The organism is Vagococcus silagei (assembly GCF_004795745.1).
GTDB classification, from domain to species: domain Bacteria; phylum Bacillota; class Bacilli; order Lactobacillales; family Vagococcaceae; genus Vagococcus; species Vagococcus silagei.
In genome coordinates this window covers 47,239-67,167 of sequence record NZ_SDGV01000014.1, presented here as the reverse complement: position 1 = coordinate 67,167, position 19,929 = coordinate 47,239, and the positions used below count along the sequence as shown (strand labels likewise).

Here is a 19,929-nt window from a genome sequence, read left to right as displayed (position 1 = left end):
GGTTCATATAAAAATGATAGTATTAGTTCAATTTTATCAAAATAATAAAAAAACATAAACTCTTTCACAGGTGGAAATTGTTTATGGTTTATCTTTATATTAAAGCTTGTTAGACAATTTGCTGATTTAGTTCCCAATTATTTTCGATTTCTTTTTCATCAAAATCAAGATAATCAACAACTGATCCTTCATAAATATATTCTAAAGGTAGTTCATCAAGTAAATCCATCGGTTTAATAAAATGCGTTTGTTTTTCAAACTCTTTAATTTGCGCTTCTTTTAAAATTGTTGCGACAAATTGAGAACAAAAATAAGCATTTTGTCGTTCAAAATTAAAGTTGAGAGCAAGTGTTAATAAACCGATAAAGTTGTATGTTAATTGATGTTGGTGTTTTTCGAAGTAGTGAATAGCAGCTTGTAAAGCATTTAATTCTTCTGGCGTGACAGTCAAAGAATAAATTGCAGTTTGACTACATAAGAAAAACGGGTCATAAAAATCTTCCTTCACGAATCCTCCAATAAGTGGGTTTGAGATTTTTTTTCTACCAAAACTATAAACATTTTTAAGTTCAGAATCGAATGCTATTGAAACGTGATTATAGCGTTGTTGTGTATACATACCAATTAATTTAGATAGGAAACTATCTGTTGCGCTAAAAATTAAATATATTTTCATTTGTTAAACTTCCTTTTATTTTATGAACTAAGTATAACAAAAAAGAATAGGAAGATATATCAATCTTAAGTCCTATTCTTTCTTCATATTTAGTTAGATTATTTTCAGGTGCTTAAACATATAGCAGTACTGAGAAATAAATGAAACCAGCGCCTAGCATAACGAATAAATGCCAAACAACGTGCATGTATTTTACGTTTTTTAAATTATAGAACAAGGCGCCAATTGTGTAAGATATACCGCCAAGAACGAGTAAAGTGAAGCCAGCCATTCCCAAACCAATGTATAAAGGTTTAATGGCAACTAAGCAAAGCCAACCCATTAAAATATAGATGATGACACCGGTTTTTTTAGCTGATTTTAAGAAGAGTGATTTATAAACGATTCCTGCAATCGCCATTGCCCAAATGGCACCGAAAAGTGTCCAGCCTAACCAGCCTTTAATGACAACTAGACAGTAGGGCGTGTAGCTCCCTGCAATTAATAAGTAAATCGAACTATGATCAAATACCTGGAACACGGTTCGAGCTTTAGTAAAAATTAAACTATGGAAAAGTGTGGATGCTAAAAATAGTAGTACCATAGTTGACCCAAAAATTGTATTCGACACAACATGAATCGCAGAGCCAGTTTGCGCTGCTTTGACAATTAAAATGACGAGTCCCGCAATACTTAAACCTGTTCCAATACCATGCGTAATTGCATTAAATACTTCGTTTACGATTAAGTAGCGTTTAGTTTGTTGCTTGATTTGTTGCATGTGAAGGCACTCCTTTATTTTTTAAGTGAAAATATAAACCGTATCTGTTATACTAGTCAATAGATAAGTTTACAATAATTGTACACGAATAGCGTGCATTTTGAAAGAGGTTTGAGAATGACAACAATAAAAATAGTGACTGACTCATCTTGTTTATTTGAAACAAGCCGAGCAGACGAACTAGATATTCATATGGTTGATCTATCTGTAATGATTGACGGTGTATCTTATGATCATCGCGAAGACTTAGATCATGAAGAGTTTGTAAAGATGATGGAAGCTTCAAATGAGTTGCCAAAAACAAGTCAACCGCCATTAGGAAAATTTGTCGAATTATATGATGAATTAGGTGCGGATGGAAGTGAAATTATCTCAATACATCTAACTGAAAAATTAAGTGGAACTGTAAATACAGCACGTCAAGCAGCAGAAATGACTGATAGCAACGTGACGGTCATCGACAGTCAGTTTATTGATCAAGCATTAGGGTTCCAAGTATACGAAGCTGCAAAAGCAGTTCAAGCAGGTGCTTCAAAAGAAGAAGTCTTAGCAATCATTGAGAAAACACGTGAAAATACACAACTCTTCATTGGGGTTGCGACATTAGAAAATTTAGTTAAAGGCGGCCGCATTAATAAACTTGTCGGTGCCTTGTCAGGATTTTTAAATATGAAAATTTTGATGGAATTTGTAAATGGTGACTTCGATGTTGTTGCCAAAGGTCGCGGAAATAAAACATTCATTAAGTGGGCTAAAACATTAGAAACAAAATTAGCTGACTTAGATGTCAAATACATTGGAATTTCTGATGCAGATAGTCGCGAATTAACGACAGAAATTAAAGGAATGCTTACAGAGGTCTTTACAAAACGTAATATTCCGATTCTTCATACAAGTCCTTTAGTTGCGACACATGCTGGAAAAGGTGCCTTTGCAGTTATGTATTACAAGAATTAACATTACGAGTTAAAGCAGATCTTTGATGGTCTGCTTTTTTAGATAAAGGAGATTTTAGATGAACAAATTAAAACAAGCAAGTCCATTCGTGGCCTTTTTTGTTGGTGTGATATTTATCTCATTTTTAGGATTGTCATTATTTATTCCTAAAGCAGATAATATTGCACAACCGAAACCAGAAAAACCTAAGGAGAAACGAACCGAAATTGTTAGAATTAGTGCACTGGGTGATTCTTTAACAGAAGGTGTTGGCGATAGTACTAAAACGGGAGGTTATGTCCCGATTTTACAAAGAGATCTGGTTGATTCAATGCCAATTGATGTGGTTCAAATTGATAACTTAGGTAAATCAGGCGATCGTAGTGATCAGATCTTAAAAAGAGTAAAAAAAGATGAGTCTATTCAGGAGTCGTTAAAAAAAGCTGACGCTATTTTGTTAACAGTCGGCGGAAACGACTTATTAAAAGTTATAAAAACAAAAATGTTTGATAAATTTAATCCGAAGAGTTTTAATCGTCCTCGAAAAAAATATATTGCTGAACTGGATAAATTGTATCAAGAAATCAGAAAATATAATCCCAATGCGCCTATTTTTCAGTTAGGCATCTATAATCCTTTTTATAAGAGTTTTGGTGAAATAGAAGAGATGCAAGAAATAGTGGACCAGTGGAATCAGTCATCGCGTGAATTTGTTGAACAAACGGATAATGCCTTTTTCGTTCCAATTAATGATGATATTTATAAAGGACGTGAAGCAACTTTATCACGAGATGAAAATGCTGATACAAGTGAAACTGAGGCAAATAAAAAAGAAGCCATCAATAATCTATTGTCAGAAGATGATAGCTTCCACCCTAATAATTTAGGGTATCAAATTATAGCCAATGCGTTTAAAGCAAAACTCGAAGCAAATAAATCATTATGGATGGATGTGAAAGAATGAAAAATCGAAAAGGGCGCGTAAAAGTGCAAAAGAAAGTGCAAAAAAATAATTTTTTTAGTAATCCTTGGCGCATAGCATTTTTAACGGTGATAGCGCTAATTATAGGGGCATTCCTCTTTATTGGTAGTCGTATTTTTACAAGCCGGACAACATATGATCCTAGTCAACCAAAAGTTGAATTAAAGGGTGAACCTGCTGTTCAAATTAAAATGAAAAAAGAGCAAGTGAACCGCTTAGTCACATATTATTTTAAAGATTTTATTAATGATTCTGATGTTGATTTACACTTTGTATTAGAAAATAATGCTTTAGTTCAAGGAACATTTCCAATCTTAGGACACAATACTAAGTTTTATTTATACTTTGAACCTTATGTGATAAATGATGGGAATGTGCAACTGAGAGCTAAAGAGTTGTCGATTGGAACATTAAATGTACCAATATCAGCCGTGATGAATTACATGACCCATAGTATCGATTTTCCAAACTGGATTGATGTTGATTCAAAACAAAATATGATTACATTGCATTTAGATCAATTTGCTTTAAAAAATGGTATGAGTGTGAAAGCTAATAAAATCAATTTAATTGACGACCAAATTTCTTTTGATTTATACTTACCTAAATAAAAGAACAAATAATGAGGTGGCAAGATGAAAGAAGTAGCAATTTTTGCTGGTGGTTGTTTTTGGTGTATGGTTCAACCATTTGATCAATATCCCGGTATTTTATCAGTGATTTCAGGATATACCGGTGGACATATTGAGAATCCAACCTATGAGCAGGTTTGTTCAGGGGTAACAGGACACACTGAAGCAGTTGAAATTACCTTTAATCCAGAAATTATCACGTATAACGAATTATTAAATATTTATTGGCAACAAACTGATCCAACGGATGCTTTTGGTCAATTTGAAGACCGCGGCGATTCTTATCGTCCGGTCATCTTTTATACAAATGATTCGCAGAAAGAACTTGCGCTAAAAAGTAAACAAGCATTAACTGAAAGTGGTCGCTTTATGAATCCGATTGTGACAACAATCGAGGCAGCCAAACCTTTTTATAAAGCAGAGGAGTATCATCAAGACTTTTATAAAAAAGCCCCAAACCGCTATCATTTAACACATCAGAATCGGCAAGATTTTATTGACGATCATTGGAAGGAGTCTTTTTAACTGAATGAAAAGAAGTTTTTATCACTATATGCAGACATTTCGCGATTCAAAACTAAGAACAGATGAAACGCTACTTGCCGAAGATATTTTTAAAGATTTGCAATTTCCGAAACAATCAGAAGATTACGAGGAAGTCTCTTATTATTTAGAAACAAATGCCTATTATATTTCGAATATGAATTTATTTGATGATTTATGGGAAAAATATCTTGAAAATAACTAGAAAAAGAAGGATTTTGCGATGAATAATAATCAACCCCATAAAAAATTTACATTGAAATATATAATTGTACTTGTTGTTGTTGCTGTTATGGCTTCAGGAGCAACGGTTTTTATCTATGAATTGAGCGGTAAAAGTGCACCTCTCGCTTCTTCAGGTAGTAGTTTTGAGGAAGTTGATCAATTGTACGAGATGATTGAGGGCGGCTATATTAAAAAAGTTGATAAGGAAAAATTAATTGATGGTGCGCTAAAAGGTATGACTGAAGCTGTAGGTGACCCACATACTAACTATTTAAGTCCTGAAAAAGCAAAGGATTTTGATGATAGTGTCTCAGGAAACTTTGAAGGTATTGGAGCTATTATGACACTTAAAGATGGTTATCCAACGGTTGCTGAACCACCAATTAAAGGGTCACCAGCTGAAAAAGCCCAACTTAAAACTGATGATGTGATTATCAAAATTGACGGTAAAGATGTAATAAAAGATAAACCACTAGAAGATACAGTGAAACTGGTTCGTGGTAAGAAGGGAACCTCAGTTAAACTAGAAATTTCCCGTGGCAAAGATACATTTACTGTTAATATTAAGCGTGACACGATTCCGGTTGAATCCGTTCATAGTTCAATCGATAAAAACAATAAATCGATTGGAAAAATTGAAATTACGAGTTTTAATGACACTACGTCTGATGAATTTAATAATGCTGTAACACAACTGAGAAAAGAAGGAGCTAAATCATTTATCGTTGATTTAAGAGGTAATCCTGGTGGTGTATTAGGTGAAGTTGAAAAAATTATTAGCCGTTTCTTAAAAGATGGTGAAACAATTGTTCAATTTGAAAGTCTTCATGAAAAACGAAATGCCGATAAAGCACGCAAAGAACTAGATAAAGGAGATAAAATTAAGGAACCAACAGTCCTTTTAGTTGATGAGTATAGTGCGAGTGCGTCAGAAGTAATGGCAAGTGCCCTTAAAGACACGGGACGTTTTGAAGTAGTTGGTGAAAAAACGTTTGGTAAAGGTACAGTGCAAATGTTATTGCCACTTGAAAATGGTGGTGAATTGAAATTAACAGTTCGCAAGTGGTTAACACCAAAAGGCGAGTGGATTCACGAGAAAGGTGTAAAACCAACAGTCGAAGTTAAATATCCAGATTATTTTGAAAATCTTGTGATCGATACATCACTTAAATATCGCGAAGGCGTGATTAGTGAGCATGTAAAAATTATCAATGAGTATTTGAAACTGCTAGGTTACCCGATTGAAACAGTTGGAGATGTCTATAATGCTGAAACAGTTGCAGCAGTTAAACAGTTCCAAAGCGATCAAAAATTATCAGAAACTGGGAATGCGGATGAAGAAACAATACAAAAATTAACGACAGCAGTTTTTGATAATTGGAAAGAAAACGACCAACAATATCAAAAAGCAGTTGAAATTTTAACTAAGTAATGACAGAAAGAGGTGTGACAGAAGTATTCGGTTTATTTCCGAAGAAACTACTTCTGTTACACCATTTAAAACGTAAAAAGGATCAAATTCAGACTTAATGAATTTGATCCTTTTATATTATTTTTTGGTTTGTTGTTTTCCAGCGTTACGGCCTTTGCCGTTTTTGTTACCTGATTGATTTGCGTTTGCCTGTTTTTTAGATGTTACGTTTTTCATTGGTTTAGCATTTGGCGCTTTAACTTTAATGGGATTTTTTTCAAAATGATCTGCGATATCTTTTTTGATTCTTGGTTTGTAGTAAAGATTTGTAATCAGTGCTTGAATACAACTGAAGAACCCACTAATTACCCAATATAAAGTTACACCCGCAGGTGATTTGATTGAGATAAAGATAATCATTAAAGGTGAGACATAAGTCATCATCTTCATTTGTTTCTTTTGTTCCTCATTCATTCCAATCATACTAATGAAACTTTGTGCGAAGTAACTGATACCTGCCAAAGCAACTAAAATCATACTTGGTTTACCTAATGGAATAAAGTTTAAGAAGACTGCTTCTTGAATCCCAGGTGTTGTTTTTGCAGCAGAGAATAGTGCTGCGAAAATTGGCATTTGAATCAATAATGGTAAACATCCCATTCCACCGATTAAATTGATACCATTGTCTTTATAAAGACTTTGAAGCGCCATTTGTTCTTCACGCTGTTGTTCCGGTGTCGTTGCAGCTTTGATACGGTCATTAATTACATCCATATGCGGCTTGATTGCTTGCATTTTTTCTTGTTGAATCATTGATTTTTTCATTTGACTTAAGCCAAGTGGTAAAATAATAATTCGGACAATTAAAGTTAGGATGATAATCGCCATTCCATAACCTAAACTCATGTCCTCAGCTAAATAAGTCACTAAAGCAATCATCGGTTTCACTAAAAATCGGTATATTAGCCCAGTCTCAACAGGATTCCCACTTTTGTCATATTTGACACATCCAGATAGTAGCAAAACTAAAGCAAATAGTCCTGATCCATAGAACCATCTCTTGATATTTTTCATCGCATTCTTCCTTTTCTATAAATGTACACAAAGATAACTATAACGAATTTTGATGTAGATTTCAATTGCTTTCTTGAAATTAGTAGACGATTTCAAAACTAAGTGGTGTTGCTTCTGATTGCTCAAGTTTCTCCACTTGAAAATCTTCAACTTTACACCACGGACTAGGTCCTTTTTTGATTTCGTTAATAAATTCGTTTAGAATGCGTTCTTCTGCATAGGCTATGATTTCGACTTGTCCTGAGGTCAAATTTTGGACTGTTCCTTTAACTGTTAAATTGACAGCTACTTGTTTAGTAAAATAGCGGAAGCTTACCCCTTGAACGCGACCCGATACGACAATTTTTACTTTCATAGTCAACCCCTCCCTTTTTTCTATTATTATACGCTTAAATCTTTTAATATGAGAATTATTTGTTATAATGAAACACGAAGAAATGAGGAGATTTCGATGGAATACATTACATCAGCAAAGAATCAACTAGTAAAAAATATAAAAAAATTAGCAAAAAAAAAATATCGTGATGAACTTAATCAATATGTTTTAGAAGGCGAGCACTTAGTTGAAGAAGCATTAAAGGGTGGAGCAGATTTTGTTTACCTCTTAACAACAGACGGAGGCTTAATAGCATACCGAGAATTAATTCAGCATGTAGATGAAGATAAAATTCGAGTTTTAGCGTCCCATGTTTTTGAAGGGATTTCTGAGATTCCAACGCCACAAAAAATAATGGCAGTTGTCAAAAAACAAAATCTTAACAGTCAAAACCAGTCTTACCGAAAAATATTAATCTTAGATAATGTCCAAGATCCTGGAAATGTTGGCACGATGATTCGTACAGCGGATGCAGCAGGATTCAGCCACGTCATTTTAGGATTGGGTTGTGCGGATATTTATCAAGGGAAAGTCTTGCGCGCGATGCAAGGCAGTCAGTACCATATTGCCATTGAAGAACATAATCTATTAACTTTTATACCAGAACAACAAACTAATAAAATGAAAATTTACGGGACGGAATTAAATAAAGATGCATTTGATTATCGTCATATAGAAATGAGTGACTCTTTCGGTATTATCCTTGGAAATGAAGGTCAAGGCGTTTCAAAAGAAGTCTTAGCGTTAACAGATGCAAATTTATATATTCCAATCTTAGGTCAAGCTGAATCATTAAATGTTGCCATTGCAGCTGGTATTTTGATGTTCAGTTTATAAGAATTAATTAAAATTTGTTAATTTTTAACGAAATGATAGTCGTTACGCTCTAAAGATGGTAAAATAAAAAAAGTTGGGTTGCCGAAAGGTAAAAATTAGGAAGATGGAAGTGGAGTTAAGCATATGACATTAGATTGGCAAAATGATACAGAGTATCTTGAGCTTGTTGAAGATTTAATTTTTACTGATGAGGTTCAATCATTAAAACAATATAAACAACACCATTATTCAAATAGATTAGAGCATTCAATCAGTGTATCGTATCGTAGCTTTTTATTAGCTAAAAAATGGAATGGTGATGTTCGAGCAACAGCACGTGCTGGACTTTTACACGACCTATTCTTCTATGATTGGCGTGAAGAAAAAATGGGCGAAGGCACACATGCTTATGTGCATCCAAGAATCGCTTTAAAAAATGCAAAAGAATTAACTGAAATTTCACCATTAGAAGAAGATATTATTGTGAAGCATATGTTTGGCGCAACAATCGCACCACCTAAATACAAAGAAAGTTATATTGTGACTTTAGTTGATAAATATTGTGCTTGTGAGGAAGCAATTTCACCTTTCTATCGCAAAATGAAATTAAGAGCTTTAAGTTTTGTTTAATTAGAATAGAATGATTATAAACAGATAACTAGTAGTTTTCCTTATTTTGCTTTATACTAGTTTCACAAGATATTGGCAGAACAAAGGGGGAGATCGTTATCGACTGTTTAGAACGTCAATTCCAAATTTGCCCAAAATTCGAACAAACATTTGCAATTTTAGGTAAGAAGTGGAATGGCTTAATTATTGATGTACTGCTAGAAGAAGGTCCTCAGAGATTCGTTGAGTTGGCTGGTAAGATTCCAAATGTTAGTGATCGCGTCCTAGTAGAACGATTAAGAGAATTAGAAGAAAAAAATATTGTAGAGAAAAAAACAATTTCAGAAGAAACCAATCGTGTCGCTTATCAATTGACTTGTAAAGGAGAAAATTTGCGCGGCGTCATGCGAGAAGTCCAAAAATGGGGAGACAAATGGCTAGACTAACTTGACCTTTTGTCAAATCTTTTGTAGACTGTTTGTATTGGAATAGAAAAAATATGATGATGGAAAAGAGTAGCTTTAGCAACTTTTGACAGGAACGTTTATCACCGACTGAGAGTAAACGAAAAGAAACTTTAGTGAAGTTCACTTCCGCAGTAGTTATATGATAACCGGTGTCTGACATCGTTAACAAATTTTGAGACAAGTCTTTTTGACTTGTGAATTAGGATGGTACCACGAGACATCGTTCCTTAAGTTATTAAGGAATGATGTCTCTTTTTGATTTATAAAAGTAGAAGGGAATGGGTAAAATGTCTTTAAAAGAAGTTTTGGAGAAATTAAAGCATGAAACAACAGAAAAAATCGAAACCACTGAATCTTTACAACAATTAAATGAGATTCGTGTTCAAATTTTAGGTAAAAAAGGATCAATTACAGAAGTCTTACGTGGTATGAAAGATTTAACACCTGAAATGCGTCCAGTAGTTGGTAGTTTTGCCAATGAAATAAGAGATACATTAACAGAAGCATTGGAAGAGAAAAAAGCTGAATTAGAACAACTTGAAATGAATGCTGCTCTTGCAAAAGAAACGATTGATGTGACGTTGCCAGGTAAAAGTATGAAATCAGGTCAATCACATATTTTAACCCAAACGATGGAAGAAATTGAAGATATTTTCTTAGGTCTAGGTTATGAAATAATCGAAGGTTTTGAAGTTGAACAAGATGAATATAACTTTGAACGTATGAACTTACCAAAAGATCACCCAGCGCGTGATATGCAAGATTCATTCTATATTTCGGAAGAATTATTATTACGTACGCATACTTCGCCAATTCAAGCTCGTACAATGGAAAAACATGATTTTTCTAAAGGACCACTGCGTATGATTAGTCCAGGTAAAGTGTTCCGTCGTGATAATGATGATGCGACTCATAGTCATCAATTCCATCAAATTGAAGGCCTAGTTGTTGATGAAAATATCACAATGGGTGACTTAAAAGGAACTTTAGAAGTTTTACTTAAGAAAATGTTTGGTGAAGACCGTGAAATTCGTTTACGTCCAAGTTATTTCCCGTTTACAGAACCTTCAGTTGAAGTTGATATTAGTTGTTTTAAATGCGGTGGTAAAGGCTGTAATGTTTGTAAACAAACTGGCTGGATTGAAATTTTAGGAGCGGGTGTTGTCCATCCACGTGTCCTTGAAATGTCCGGTATTGATTCGACTAAATACAGTGGTTTCGCCTTTGGCTTAGGGCCAGACCGTGTGGCAATGTTAAGATATGGCGTGAATGATATTCGCTATTTCTATCAAAATGATCTTAGATTCTTAAATCAATTTAATGTAAAGGGGTAGAAAAATGTTAGTTTCATATAAATGGTTAAATCAATTAATTGATATTCAAGATATAACACCTGATGTATTGGCTGATAAAATGTCACGTTCAGGTATTGAAGTGGAAGAAGTAAATGTTGCCCAAGATGGTTTGAAAAAAATTGTTGTTGGTGATGTTAAAGAATGCGTACCACATCCAGATAGCGATCACTTATCAATTTGCCAAATTGATGTTGGTGAAGAGGAACTTTATCAAATCGTTTGTGGTGCTCCAAATATTCGTGCGGGCAAAAAGGTGATTGTTGCTTTACCGAATTCTCGCATTACAGGCAACGTAAAAATTAAAAAAGGTAAAATGCGTGGTGAAGTATCCTTAGGGATGGTTTGTTCATTAGGCGAATTAGGCTACAGTGATAGTGTGGTACCAAAAGAATATGCTGATGGCATTTATTTCTTACCAGATGATGCTAAGGCAGGCGATGAGGTCTTTTCATATTTAGATATGGATGATGCAATTATCGAACTTTCTGTGACGCCAAACCGTGCTGATGCTTTAAGTATGCGCGGTGTTGCGTATGAAGTGGGAGCTATTTATGGTCGTAATCCACACTTTGAAACAAAAGCTCTAATCGAAGATGAAAATGATACAATCGAAAACTATGTGTCTGTTGCTGTGGAATCTAAGGATGATGCACCAGTCTATCGGATGCGTGTGATTAAAGACGTCACAGTAAAAGAAAGTCCGTCATGGTTACAAAACCTATTAATGAATGAAGGCATTCGTCCTGTTAATAATGTTGTTGACGTTACAAATTACGTTTTATTACTATTTGGTCAACCACAACATGCTTTTGACTATGCAAAATTAAATAGCAAAGAAGTTAGTGTTCGTCGTGCCCAAGACGAGGAAAAATTAACAACTTTAGATGGCGTTGAAAGAGAATTAGCTCCAAATAACCTAGTCATTACAAATGGTCAAAAAGCAATCGCTTTAGCTGGTGTGATGGGTGGCGAAGAAACTGAAATTGACAAGTCAACAACAGTTGTTGCGCTCGAAACAGCATTATTCGAACCTGTCTTAATTCGCCGTACAGCACGTAGTTTTGGCTTATCAAGTGAATCGAGCAAACGTTTCGAACGTGGTATTAATACAGGCACAATTTCAGAAGCTAGTGATTTCGCTGCAGCAATGATTGCTGAATTATCTGGTGGTACAGTCGTTAAAGGTGAAGCAATATCAGTTTCGCCAAAAAAACCATTAGAAACAGTTTCGATTACACTTGAAAAAATTAACAATTCACTTGGTACAACATTATCTCTAGAAGAAGTGAATACAATCTTTGCTAATCTACAATTTGACTATGAGCTAGAAGGTGAGAAGTATACTGTGACGGTTCCGACACGTCGTTGGGATATTTCAATTGAAGCTGATTTAGTTGAAGAAGTGGCTCGCATTTATGGTTATGACAATCTACCATCAACGTTACCAAAAGGTAGTTCTCTTGCAGGCCGCCTATCACATTCTCAAAAATTAACACGTGAAATTCGTCATTATATTGAAGGTAATGGCTTAGTTGAAGCGATTAGTTATGCTTTAACGACACCTAAATCGGCAACTCGTTTTGTCTTAGAGCCGAAAGATGTTGTCACATTGGATTGGCCAATGAGTGAAGAACGTTCAGTTTTACGTCAAAGTCTAACTTCAACTTTATTAGAAGATGTCCGCTATAACTTAGCTCGTAAAAATAATCGTGTGGCATTATATGAAATTGGTAATGTATTTGAAGCGACATCAGCAAACGAATTACCTGTTGAGACAAAACATTTAAGTTTTGCAATCAGTGGTGAATGGCAAGCAAATGATTGGCAAGGACAAGCACAACAAGTTGATTTCTATACACTAAAAGGTGTTATAGAAAGTGTTTTAACTTCGTTAGGATTAATTCAAGATACCCGCTTTGAACCAATTCAAGACGCTCCAGACTTACATCCAGGCCGTACTGCTTTAGTTGTGGTTAAAGACGAAGTTGTTGGATTTATTGGTCAAGTTCATCCGTTAACAGCTAAAGAGTTAGATATCTCTGAAACATACGTGAGTGAGTTAAATCTTGAAAAGCTATGTGAATTGGTACCAACAATGGTTGATTTCAAAGAAGTCGGAAAATATCCTTCTGTTAAACGGGATATTGCGTTATTAGTCAATCAAGAAGTGAGCCATCAAGAAATTTTAGATGTGATTTATGCTAAAGCTGGTAAACATTTAAAACGAATTGAATTGTTTGACATTTATCAAGGAGAAAAATTAGGAGCTGGTAAAAAATCACTCGCTTACTCATTAATTTTCCAAAATGATGCTGATACATTAGTTGATGAAGAAATTACAAATACAATGACAAAGATTACTGATGAATTGGTAGCTGCTTTAGGAGCAGAAATTCGTTAAATTTAGTCAATAGATAAGAAGATGTCGTCCTTAGGGATGGTGTCTTCTTTTTATTTGTCGTTTGTGTGCAAGAGTATTCGTTAATCATAAGGCACGTGTTATACTAGAACATAGGAAGTGAGAAGCTTTTTTATGAATAATATTAAACTCTTTCTAGAAAGAAGAGTTTATTTTGAATATCTATTAAAGAAGGGAAGCAATGTTTTATGAATGAAACTATTCAGAGTCAATTAAATCATCGTACCATTCGTCAATTTAAACAAGAAAAAATATCAGAGGAAATGGTATCATCATTAATTGATGTAGCAAGACACACCGCAAGTAGTAGTTTTACACAAACATTTAGTTTAATTCGTGTGACAGATATAGAATTAAAGAAAAAAATCGCCGTAATCTGTAATCAAGCTTATGTGGCAGATGTCAGTGAGTTATTAATTTTTGTTGCTGATCAATATCGTAATGAACAGATAGCTGTAGAACAAGGACAAGAGACATCGGTTTTACAAAATATGGACCGATTTATGGTTGCAATGACAAATGCAGTTTTAGCTAGCCAAAATGTAACCGTTGCCGCTGAAAGCTTAGGTTTAGGGACTGTTTATTTAGGTAGTATTTTAAATGATAGTCGACAAATCATTGATTTATTAGAACTTCCAGAGTACACTTTTCCTATTTTGGGTTTAGGCATTGGTTATCCAGATCAAGAACCACAATTAAAACCGCGTTTACCACAAAAGTTTATGTGTTTTGAAAATAAATATGCCTTACCTTCACCGCTAATAGCTGAGTTAAAAGATTATGATGAAGTAGTTTCAGAATATTATGATTTACGGGATACAAGCCGCCGCGTAGACTCATTTACAAAACAAATGGCAAGTGATATGACGAAAAAGCCAGAGAAGAGATTGCATATCTTAGAGGAGATAAAAAAACAAAAATTAATCTTAGAATAATGATATCTTTTCGATAATTTATCGAGTATGATTATCTTGTAATTACTTATTATTGATTGGTGATGAAGGAGGCTTTTTAAGTGGGCAATGTAACAAAAGCATATCAACAAAATGAAACAATTAAAAAAATAATTATCGTCATTTTAGCTGGCTTTTTATTAGCAGTAGGTTTAAATATATTTTTAATACCTGCCAATGTGTTTTCGGTGGGATTGAATGGGATTTCGCAATTATTATCGAGTTTTATTGACATGAATTTTGGAATCCATATCAATACCGGTATCTTCATCTTCCTGTTTAATATCCCAATTGCTATTTTAGGCTGGATAAAACTCGGGAAGTCGGCAACCATTTATAGTTTGCTCACAGTATTATCAGTTACAGTCATGACACTTATCGTGCCGATTGTTGAAGTAACTGACAATATTTTAATGAACGCAATTGCTGGTGGTGTTATTACTGGTGTTGGCGTAGGGTTAACTATGAAATTTGGTTTTAGTACTGGCGGGATGGATATCATTTCATTAATCCTTGCTAAAACAACTGGACGGTCTGTCGGTTCATTAATGTTAAGTATCAATGCCTTTATTATTGTAGCAGCTGGCTTTTTATTTAACTGGGAATCAGCTTTGTTTACCGTTATTTCTATCTTTGGCACTACGCAAATGATTGATACAATCCATGTGAGTCATCAAAAAGTAACAGCTTTTATTATGACTAAAAAACCCAATGAGACCATTGAGTCAATTCAAAATGAATTAGTTCGCGGGATGACCGTTTTACCTGGGATGGGTGCATTTTCCAAAGCTGAAATTTCGACAATTATGATTGTTGTCACACGCTACGAACTATATGATTTAGAGCATGCTGTGTATGATGCAGACGCAAATGCTTTTATCAATGTCATGCCTACACAAACAGTCATGGGGCAGTTTTGGAATCAAGATCAACAAAATGAATTCCGCAAAAACTTAGTCAAACCAGAAGATAAATAAATTAAAGCTTAGTTTGAGGGAGCTAGAAGCCCTATAAACTAAGCATTTCAAATTATTTTTAAAATATTTTAAAAAAAGTGTTGCATTTCAAATTATTTCCGTATATACTTTGAACATCAAATCATTTGAGCTTCAAAGTATTTTTTATCGATACTTTGATATTCAAACTAAATGATTTGATTATTTCTCAACTAATACTTTGAGTTTCAAACTAAATTTCGAGATTGCTTTTTTTTATTTTTACTTCTATACTTTGATTATCAAACAATAGACGAAAAGAGGCTGATAAGATGTCGCAAGAATTTAACATTATCAACGCCCAACTAGTAAGAGTCTTTAATGACATTTTGACGATTGAAGAAACAGAATTAAAAAAGAGTAATTTCAGTGATTTGTCAATCAAAGAGATGCATACTATCGAAGCAATTGGTATGGGTGGAAATAAAACAAGTAGTGAAGTAGCTAAGGATTTATCTATCACAGTCGGAACGTTGACTGTCGCGATTAATAATTTAGTGAAAAAGGGCTACGTGGATCGTGTTCGAAGTGAAACTGACCGCCGGGTAGTTCGCTTAAAGTTAACAGACAGAGGTCGATTATTTTACCGAGCACATCAAGATTTCCATAAACGAATGGTTGAGGCGGCTTTAGAAGGAATGGAAGAAACAGAACGAGAAGCCTTAATGAAAGGATTACAAAGTTTACATTCATTTCTGAGAAAGTACTACTAAATTGTTAAGGAGAGTATGATGTATCCAAAAATCACAAAGGTTGCAAAGTACCTACCCCAAAAGACTGTCACAAATGATGAGTTATCAAAAATTATGGATACGTCAGACGATTGGATTCAAAGCCGAACTGGCATCAAAGAGCGCCACATTGCCCTCGATGAATCAACGAGTGACCTAGCGTTTGAAGTTGCCAAAAAATTAGTTGAAGACAGAGATGTCTCATCAATTGATTTTATTATTGTTGCGACAATGACTAGTGAATATGGCACACCTTCCACAGCATGTCTGGTCCAAGGAAAACTCGGCGCGCAACAAGCATTTGCATTTGATGTGAGTGCAGCTTGCTCAGGATTTGTCTATGCTTTATCAGTTGCCGAAAAACTGATGCAATCTGGCATTTATCAAAAAGGACTTGTGATTGGTGCGGAGAAGATGTCGAGTGTCCTAAATTGGCAAGATCGGCGAACGGCAGTTTTATTCGGAGATGGTGCTGCAGGCGTACTACTTGAAAACACAGCAGCAACCTCACATTTTCTTGGCGAACGCTTGGCTTCTGATGGAACAAGAGGATCATCATTAACAACACGTCAAAACACAAAAGAATTTCCAAATATTAGTCAAAAAACAGAAGATGCTGAATTTTTAACAATGGATGGAAAAAAAATATTTGATTTTGTCGTTAGAGATGTTGCCAAACAAATGAAGTTAATGTTAACTGACATTGAAGAAAAGAATCTAGTGTTAGACTACGTATTGCCGCATCAGGCGAACGAACGCTTACTGGATGCACTTTCTAAGAAAACAAAAATTCCGCGTGAACATTTCTTGGCAAATGTGGCGCACTATGGAAATACCTCCGGTGCATCAATTCCGTTACTTTTAGCGGATATGATTGATGAAGGGACACTTAATTTTGGAAGCGGGCAAATTGTACTGCTTACAGGATTTGGTGGCGGCTTAACTTGGGGAAACTTATTAATAAAATTATAAAAATTCGGAGGAAACAAAAATGACAACAACTTTTGAAAAAATTCAAGCAATTATTATCGATCAATTAGGTAAAGAGGAAGAAGAAGTATTAGTTACAACAAAATTAAAGGATGAGCTAGAAGCAGATAGTTTAGATTTATTCCAAATTATGAATGATATCGAAGATGAATTTGAAGACTTTGATGTTAAAATTGAAACTGATGAAGGTTTAGAAACAGTTCAAGATTTAGTGGATTATGTAGATAATCAAATTAAAGCAAACAAATAGTAGAAGATAAATAGAGAATAGCTATAAAGATTCGTCTTTTTTAGCTATTTTTTTAAAAGGATTGAAAGGGTGAAGACATGAAACAGACAAAATTATGCCAAATGTTAGGCATTGATTATCCAATATTTCAAGGAGCGATGGCGTGGGTCGCCGAAGAAAATTTAGCCAGTGCGGTGAGTAATGCAGGAGGCTTAGGTTTAATTGCTTCTGGACATGCGTCAAAGGAAGTTATCAAAGATAAAATTGATAAAGCGCGCCAGTTAACAGACCGTACATTTGGTGTAAATATTATGCTGATGTCTCCCTTTGTTGATGATATTGTCGATTTAGTAATTGAAGAAAAAATTCGTGTGATTACAACTGGTGCTGGTTCACCGGCTAAATACATGGCACGTTTCAAAGAAGCTGGAATTATTGTGATTCCTGTCATCGCTTCTGTTGCACACGCGCGTAAAATGGAGCGTGTTGGAGCTGATGCAGTAGTCGTTGAAGGAATGGAAGGCGGCGGACACATCGGTAAATCAACGACGATGACTCTAGTACCACAAGTTGCTGATGTGGTTAATATTCCAGTAATAGCAGCAGGAGGTATTGGTGACGGACGTGGCATTGCGGCAGCATTGATGCTAGGAGCCGATGCGGTTCAACTAGGGACACGCTTTTTAGTATCGACTGAATCGATTGCTCACAATAATTTTAAAGAAAAAGTTTTAAAAGCCAATGATATTGATACTGTGATTACGGGACTATTAACAGGACATCCCGTACGTGGACTTCGTAATCGCTTAACCAAAGAATTTGAAAAAGCAGAACGCGAAGAAGGCGGGAAAGCAGAACCAAACTTTGATCGTTTGGAAGATCTGGGTAAAGGTGCGTTGAAGCGTGCAGTTATTGATGGTGATACCAAAGACAGTTCAATGATGTCAGGTCAAATAGCTGGTTTAATTTCAAAAGAAAATCAAACATGTCATGAAATTATTGATGAACTAATGGCTGAAACCACAGAAGTGATAAAATCACGAAGTAATTTTTGGTTAGAATAGGAGTTATTCTATGACAATTGCATTTGTTTATAGCGGCCAAGGTGCACAATACCTTGGCATGGGCAAGGAATTTTTTGAATCTTCTGATAATTTCAAAAAGAATTTAGAATTTGCGAATGAACAGGTCTCATTTGATTTGTTATCCGTGCTTTTTGAAGATGAAGGAAGATTAAATCAAACAGAGTTCACACAACCTGCAATTTTGGCAGTTAGTGTGGCCATATCAGAATTAATAAAAGAAATGTGTCATATCAGACCTACAGCGGTTGCCGGCTTAAGTTTAGGTGAGTACACCGCTTTAGTTGAGTCTCAAGCATTATCCTTTGAAGAAGCCTTAAAACTGGTTCAGATAAGAGGCCGTTTGATGAGTCAAACTGTCCCAGACGGTGTAGGTGCAATGGCAGCCGTTATGGGTTTGGATCGTCAAATAGTTGAGAATGTTTGCCAAAAATGTTCTGGTAATGAATTAGTGGTACCGGCTAATTATAATATGCCCGGACAAATCGTCATTGCAGGACACAAGAATGCTGTATTGCGAGCAAGTGAGGAGCTATTAAATGAAGGAGCGAAAAAAGTGATTCCTCTGAATGTAAGTGGTCCATTCCATACTTCACTCTTAAAAGAAGCGAGTGATGAATTATCCCTTGTTCTAGCTGATATTAATTTTAAAGCCTTACAAATTCCAACCTATACGAACGTAAATGGTCACCAAATTAAAGATGTTTCTGAAATTAGAGATCTGTTAACAAAACAAGTCATGTCACCTGTTTATTGGGAAGATTTGGTTTTACAAATGATAAAAGATGGTGTAGATACTTTTATTGAGGTGGGCCCTGGTCGAGCACTTTCTAGCTTTATTAAGAAAATTGATCGGAGTGTCACAGTTTATAATGTTGAAAATCTGAAAACATTATCAAAATTACAAGAAAAACTAGGAGAAAACAATGTTAAAAAGTAAAACGGTTATCATAACTGGTAGTTCTCGTGGTATTGGTCGACAATTGGCATTAGATTTTGCTAAAGCGGGAGCTAACATTGTGTTAAATGCACGTCAAGAGATTCCAGTTGAAATTATCGAACAAATTGAAGCAATAGGAGTAAAAGTTCATATCGTTTTGGGCGATGTTCAGGAAAAAGAAGTTGCTAAGCGACTCATTAATGAGGCAAAAGAAACATTTGGTTCAGTTGATGTTCTAATTAATAATGCTGGTATTACGCGAGATGGACTCATCATGCGAATGTCTGAAGAGGACTTTGATACTGTCTTAAATGTGAATCTTAAAGGTAGTTTTAATACAATTCAAGCTGCGTCAAAAATTATGTTGAAGCAAAGATCAGGTACGATTATTAACCTTTCAAGTGTGATTGGTTTGATTGGAAATGCGGGTCAAGCAAATTATGCTGCAAGTAAAGCTGGGGTGATTGGTTTAACCAAATCAGTCGCTCGTGAATTAGCAAGTCGTGGCATTACATGTAATGCGATTGCACCAGGCTTTATTGAAACAGAGATGACTAATAGTTTGAATATCAAAGTAAAAGAGCAAGCTGTACAACAAATTCCGTTAAACAAGATGGGAACAACAAAAGATATTGCTCAAGCAGCACTATTTTTAGCAACGCAACCATACATCACAGGTCAAGTTTTAAATGTTGATGGTGGAATGGTAATGAATGGATAGGAGATAA

23 protein-coding genes are annotated in these 19,929 nt (G+C 35.0%); 19 read left to right on the top strand and 4 right to left on the bottom strand.

All coding sequences use genetic code 11. The annotated features are described in order from the left end of the window. Positions 1-109: 109 nt before the first annotated feature. Complete coding sequence (locus ESZ54_RS05950; protein ID WP_136136751.1) at positions 110-676, bottom strand: hypothetical protein; 567 nt, start codon at positions 674-676, stop codon at positions 110-112. Positions 677-788: 112 nt separating this feature from the next. Then, positions 789-1,436, bottom strand: a complete 648-nt coding sequence (gene trhA, locus ESZ54_RS05945; RefSeq protein WP_136136750.1) for a PAQR family membrane homeostasis protein TrhA — start codon at positions 1,434-1,436, stop codon at positions 789-791. 117 nt (positions 1,437-1,553) lie between these two features. Between trhA and ESZ54_RS05940 the strand changes: the two genes are divergently transcribed. The 6 genes from ESZ54_RS05940 to ESZ54_RS05915 are packed head-to-tail and all read left to right on the top strand — an operon-like array spanning position 1,554 to position 6,186. Then, positions 1,554-2,393 (top strand): DegV family protein, encoded by an 840-nt coding sequence (locus ESZ54_RS05940; RefSeq protein ID WP_136136749.1) that lies wholly within the window; start codon positions 1,554-1,556, stop codon positions 2,391-2,393. A 58-nt stretch (positions 2,394-2,451) separates the two neighbouring features. After that, positions 2,452-3,336 carry an SGNH/GDSL hydrolase family protein gene (locus tag ESZ54_RS05935; RefSeq protein ID WP_136136748.1) on the top strand — a complete coding sequence of 295 codons (885 nt, stop codon included), beginning with the start codon at positions 2,452-2,454 and terminating at the stop codon, positions 3,334-3,336. Beyond that, entirely contained in the window at positions 3,333-3,965 is a 633-nt protein-coding gene (locus ESZ54_RS05930) for a YpmS family protein (protein WP_162615111.1), read from the top strand. The genes ESZ54_RS05935 and ESZ54_RS05930 overlap by 4 nt, the downstream gene beginning before the upstream one ends. A gap of 24 nt (positions 3,966-3,989) precedes the next feature. After that, positions 3,990-4,511: a peptide-methionine (S)-S-oxide reductase MsrA gene (gene msrA / locus ESZ54_RS05925; protein WP_136136746.1), complete on the top strand. Its 522-nt coding sequence runs from the start codon at positions 3,990-3,992 to the stop codon at positions 4,509-4,511. A 4-nt stretch (positions 4,512-4,515) separates the two neighbouring features. After that, positions 4,516-4,734 (top strand): YozE family protein, encoded by a 219-nt coding sequence (locus ESZ54_RS05920; RefSeq protein ID WP_136136745.1) that lies wholly within the window; start codon positions 4,516-4,518, stop codon positions 4,732-4,734. Between the two features lie 18 nt (positions 4,735-4,752). Further along, positions 4,753-6,186: a S41 family peptidase gene (locus tag ESZ54_RS05915; RefSeq protein ID WP_136136744.1), complete on the top strand. Its 1,434-nt coding sequence runs from the start codon at positions 4,753-4,755 to the stop codon at positions 6,184-6,186. Positions 6,187-6,303: 117 nt separating this feature from the next. Here ESZ54_RS05915 and yidC read toward each other — a convergent pair whose 3' ends face one another. Continuing rightward, complete coding sequence (gene yidC, locus ESZ54_RS05910) at positions 6,304-7,239, bottom strand: membrane protein insertase YidC (protein WP_136136743.1); 936 nt, start codon at positions 7,237-7,239, stop codon at positions 6,304-6,306. Between the two features lie 79 nt (positions 7,240-7,318). Beyond that, positions 7,319-7,594 carry an acylphosphatase gene (locus tag ESZ54_RS05905; protein WP_136136742.1) on the bottom strand — a complete coding sequence of 92 codons (276 nt, stop codon included), beginning with the start codon at positions 7,592-7,594 and terminating at the stop codon, positions 7,319-7,321. Between the two features lie 96 nt (positions 7,595-7,690). Here ESZ54_RS05905 and ESZ54_RS05900 point away from each other — a divergent pair, with 96 nt between their 5' ends. The 13 genes from ESZ54_RS05900 (at position 7,691) to fabG (ending at position 19,922) form a co-directional block, all read left to right on the top strand. Then, entirely contained in the window at positions 7,691-8,452 is a 762-nt protein-coding gene (locus ESZ54_RS05900; protein ID WP_136136741.1) for a TrmH family RNA methyltransferase, read from the top strand. A gap of 123 nt (positions 8,453-8,575) precedes the next feature. Beyond that, a complete protein-coding gene (locus tag ESZ54_RS05895) occupies positions 8,576-9,061 on the top strand; it encodes an HD domain-containing protein (RefSeq protein ID WP_136136740.1) in 486 nt (161 codons plus the stop codon). 98 nt (positions 9,062-9,159) lie between these two features. Further along, positions 9,160-9,486 carry a winged helix-turn-helix transcriptional regulator gene (locus tag ESZ54_RS05890; RefSeq protein WP_136136739.1) on the top strand — a complete coding sequence of 109 codons (327 nt, stop codon included), beginning with the start codon at positions 9,160-9,162 and terminating at the stop codon, positions 9,484-9,486. Between the two features lie 308 nt (positions 9,487-9,794). Further along, the gene (gene pheS, locus ESZ54_RS05885) at positions 9,795-10,841 is read left to right on the top strand and encodes a phenylalanine--tRNA ligase subunit alpha (protein WP_136136738.1); all 1,047 of its coding nucleotides are present in this window, start codon (positions 9,795-9,797) and stop codon (positions 10,839-10,841) included. 4 nt (positions 10,842-10,845) lie between these two features. Then, complete coding sequence (gene pheT / locus ESZ54_RS05880) at positions 10,846-13,263, top strand: phenylalanine--tRNA ligase subunit beta (RefSeq protein ID WP_136136737.1); 2,418 nt, start codon at positions 10,846-10,848, stop codon at positions 13,261-13,263. Between the two features lie 206 nt (positions 13,264-13,469). Further along, the gene (locus tag ESZ54_RS05875; protein WP_136136736.1) at positions 13,470-14,216 is read left to right on the top strand and encodes an NADPH-dependent oxidoreductase; all 747 of its coding nucleotides are present in this window, start codon (positions 13,470-13,472) and stop codon (positions 14,214-14,216) included. Positions 14,217-14,296: 80 nt separating this feature from the next. Continuing rightward, entirely contained in the window at positions 14,297-15,211 is a 915-nt protein-coding gene (locus ESZ54_RS05870) for a YitT family protein (RefSeq protein ID WP_136136735.1), read from the top strand. Positions 15,212-15,501: 290 nt separating this feature from the next. Further along, positions 15,502-15,942, top strand: a complete 441-nt coding sequence (gene fabT / locus ESZ54_RS05865) for a fatty acid biosynthesis transcriptional regulator FabT (protein ID WP_136136734.1) — start codon at positions 15,502-15,504, stop codon at positions 15,940-15,942. Between the two features lie 15 nt (positions 15,943-15,957). Next, positions 15,958-16,932 carry a beta-ketoacyl-ACP synthase III gene (locus ESZ54_RS05860; protein ID WP_136136733.1) on the top strand — a complete coding sequence of 325 codons (975 nt, stop codon included), beginning with the start codon at positions 15,958-15,960 and terminating at the stop codon, positions 16,930-16,932. 19 nt (positions 16,933-16,951) lie between these two features. Further along, the gene (locus ESZ54_RS05855) at positions 16,952-17,200 is read left to right on the top strand and encodes an acyl carrier protein (RefSeq protein WP_136136732.1); all 249 of its coding nucleotides are present in this window, start codon (positions 16,952-16,954) and stop codon (positions 17,198-17,200) included. A 77-nt stretch (positions 17,201-17,277) separates the two neighbouring features. Next, entirely contained in the window at positions 17,278-18,243 is a 966-nt protein-coding gene (gene fabK, locus ESZ54_RS05850) for an enoyl-[acyl-carrier-protein] reductase FabK (RefSeq protein ID WP_136136731.1), read from the top strand. A 10-nt stretch (positions 18,244-18,253) separates the two neighbouring features. Next, on the top strand, positions 18,254-19,201 hold the full coding sequence (fabD, locus tag ESZ54_RS05845; RefSeq protein ID WP_136136730.1) for an ACP S-malonyltransferase: 948 nt from the start codon (positions 18,254-18,256) through the stop codon (positions 19,199-19,201). After that, on the top strand, positions 19,188-19,922 hold the full coding sequence (gene fabG / locus ESZ54_RS05840) for a 3-oxoacyl-[acyl-carrier-protein] reductase (protein WP_136136729.1): 735 nt from the start codon (positions 19,188-19,190) through the stop codon (positions 19,920-19,922). The genes fabD and fabG overlap by 14 nt, the downstream gene beginning before the upstream one ends. Positions 19,923-19,929 lie beyond the last annotated feature (7 nt).

Bases quoted from the DNA above. Each gene is read 5' to 3' on its own strand.
- ESZ54_RS05950 (WP_136136751.1), bottom strand. From the start codon at position 676: ATGAAAATATATTTAATTTTTAGCGCAACAGATAGTTTCCTATCTAAA.
- trhA (WP_136136750.1), bottom strand. From the start codon at position 1,436: ATGCAACAAATCAAGCAACAAACTAAACGCTACTTAATCGTAAACGAA.
- ESZ54_RS05940 (WP_136136749.1), top strand. From the start codon at position 1,554: ATGACAACAATAAAAATAGTGACTGACTCATCTTGTTTATTTGAAACA.
- ESZ54_RS05935 (WP_136136748.1), top strand. From the start codon at position 2,452: ATGAACAAATTAAAACAAGCAAGTCCATTCGTGGCCTTTTTTGTTGGT.
- ESZ54_RS05930 (WP_162615111.1), top strand. From the start codon at position 3,333: ATGAAAAATCGAAAAGGGCGCGTAAAAGTGCAAAAGAAAGTGCAAAAA.
- msrA (WP_136136746.1), top strand. From the start codon at position 3,990: ATGAAAGAAGTAGCAATTTTTGCTGGTGGTTGTTTTTGGTGTATGGTT.
- ESZ54_RS05920 (WP_136136745.1), top strand. From the start codon at position 4,516: ATGAAAAGAAGTTTTTATCACTATATGCAGACATTTCGCGATTCAAAA.
- ESZ54_RS05915 (WP_136136744.1), top strand. From the start codon at position 4,753: ATGAATAATAATCAACCCCATAAAAAATTTACATTGAAATATATAATT.
- yidC (WP_136136743.1), bottom strand. From the start codon at position 7,239: ATGAAAAATATCAAGAGATGGTTCTATGGATCAGGACTATTTGCTTTA.
- ESZ54_RS05905 (WP_136136742.1), bottom strand. From the start codon at position 7,594: ATGAAAGTAAAAATTGTCGTATCGGGTCGCGTTCAAGGGGTAAGCTTC.
- ESZ54_RS05900 (WP_136136741.1), top strand. From the start codon at position 7,691: ATGGAATACATTACATCAGCAAAGAATCAACTAGTAAAAAATATAAAA.
- ESZ54_RS05895 (WP_136136740.1), top strand. From the start codon at position 8,576: ATGACATTAGATTGGCAAAATGATACAGAGTATCTTGAGCTTGTTGAA.
- pheS (WP_136136738.1), top strand. From the start codon at position 9,795: ATGTCTTTAAAAGAAGTTTTGGAGAAATTAAAGCATGAAACAACAGAA.
- pheT (WP_136136737.1), top strand. From the start codon at position 10,846: ATGTTAGTTTCATATAAATGGTTAAATCAATTAATTGATATTCAAGAT.
- ESZ54_RS05875 (WP_136136736.1), top strand. From the start codon at position 13,470: ATGAATGAAACTATTCAGAGTCAATTAAATCATCGTACCATTCGTCAA.
- fabT (WP_136136734.1), top strand. From the start codon at position 15,502: ATGTCGCAAGAATTTAACATTATCAACGCCCAACTAGTAAGAGTCTTT.
- ESZ54_RS05860 (WP_136136733.1), top strand. From the start codon at position 15,958: ATGATGTATCCAAAAATCACAAAGGTTGCAAAGTACCTACCCCAAAAG.
- ESZ54_RS05855 (WP_136136732.1), top strand. From the start codon at position 16,952: ATGACAACAACTTTTGAAAAAATTCAAGCAATTATTATCGATCAATTA.
- fabK (WP_136136731.1), top strand. From the start codon at position 17,278: ATGAAACAGACAAAATTATGCCAAATGTTAGGCATTGATTATCCAATA.
- fabD (WP_136136730.1), top strand. From the start codon at position 18,254: ATGACAATTGCATTTGTTTATAGCGGCCAAGGTGCACAATACCTTGGC.
- fabG (WP_136136729.1), top strand. From the start codon at position 19,188: ATGTTAAAAAGTAAAACGGTTATCATAACTGGTAGTTCTCGTGGTATT.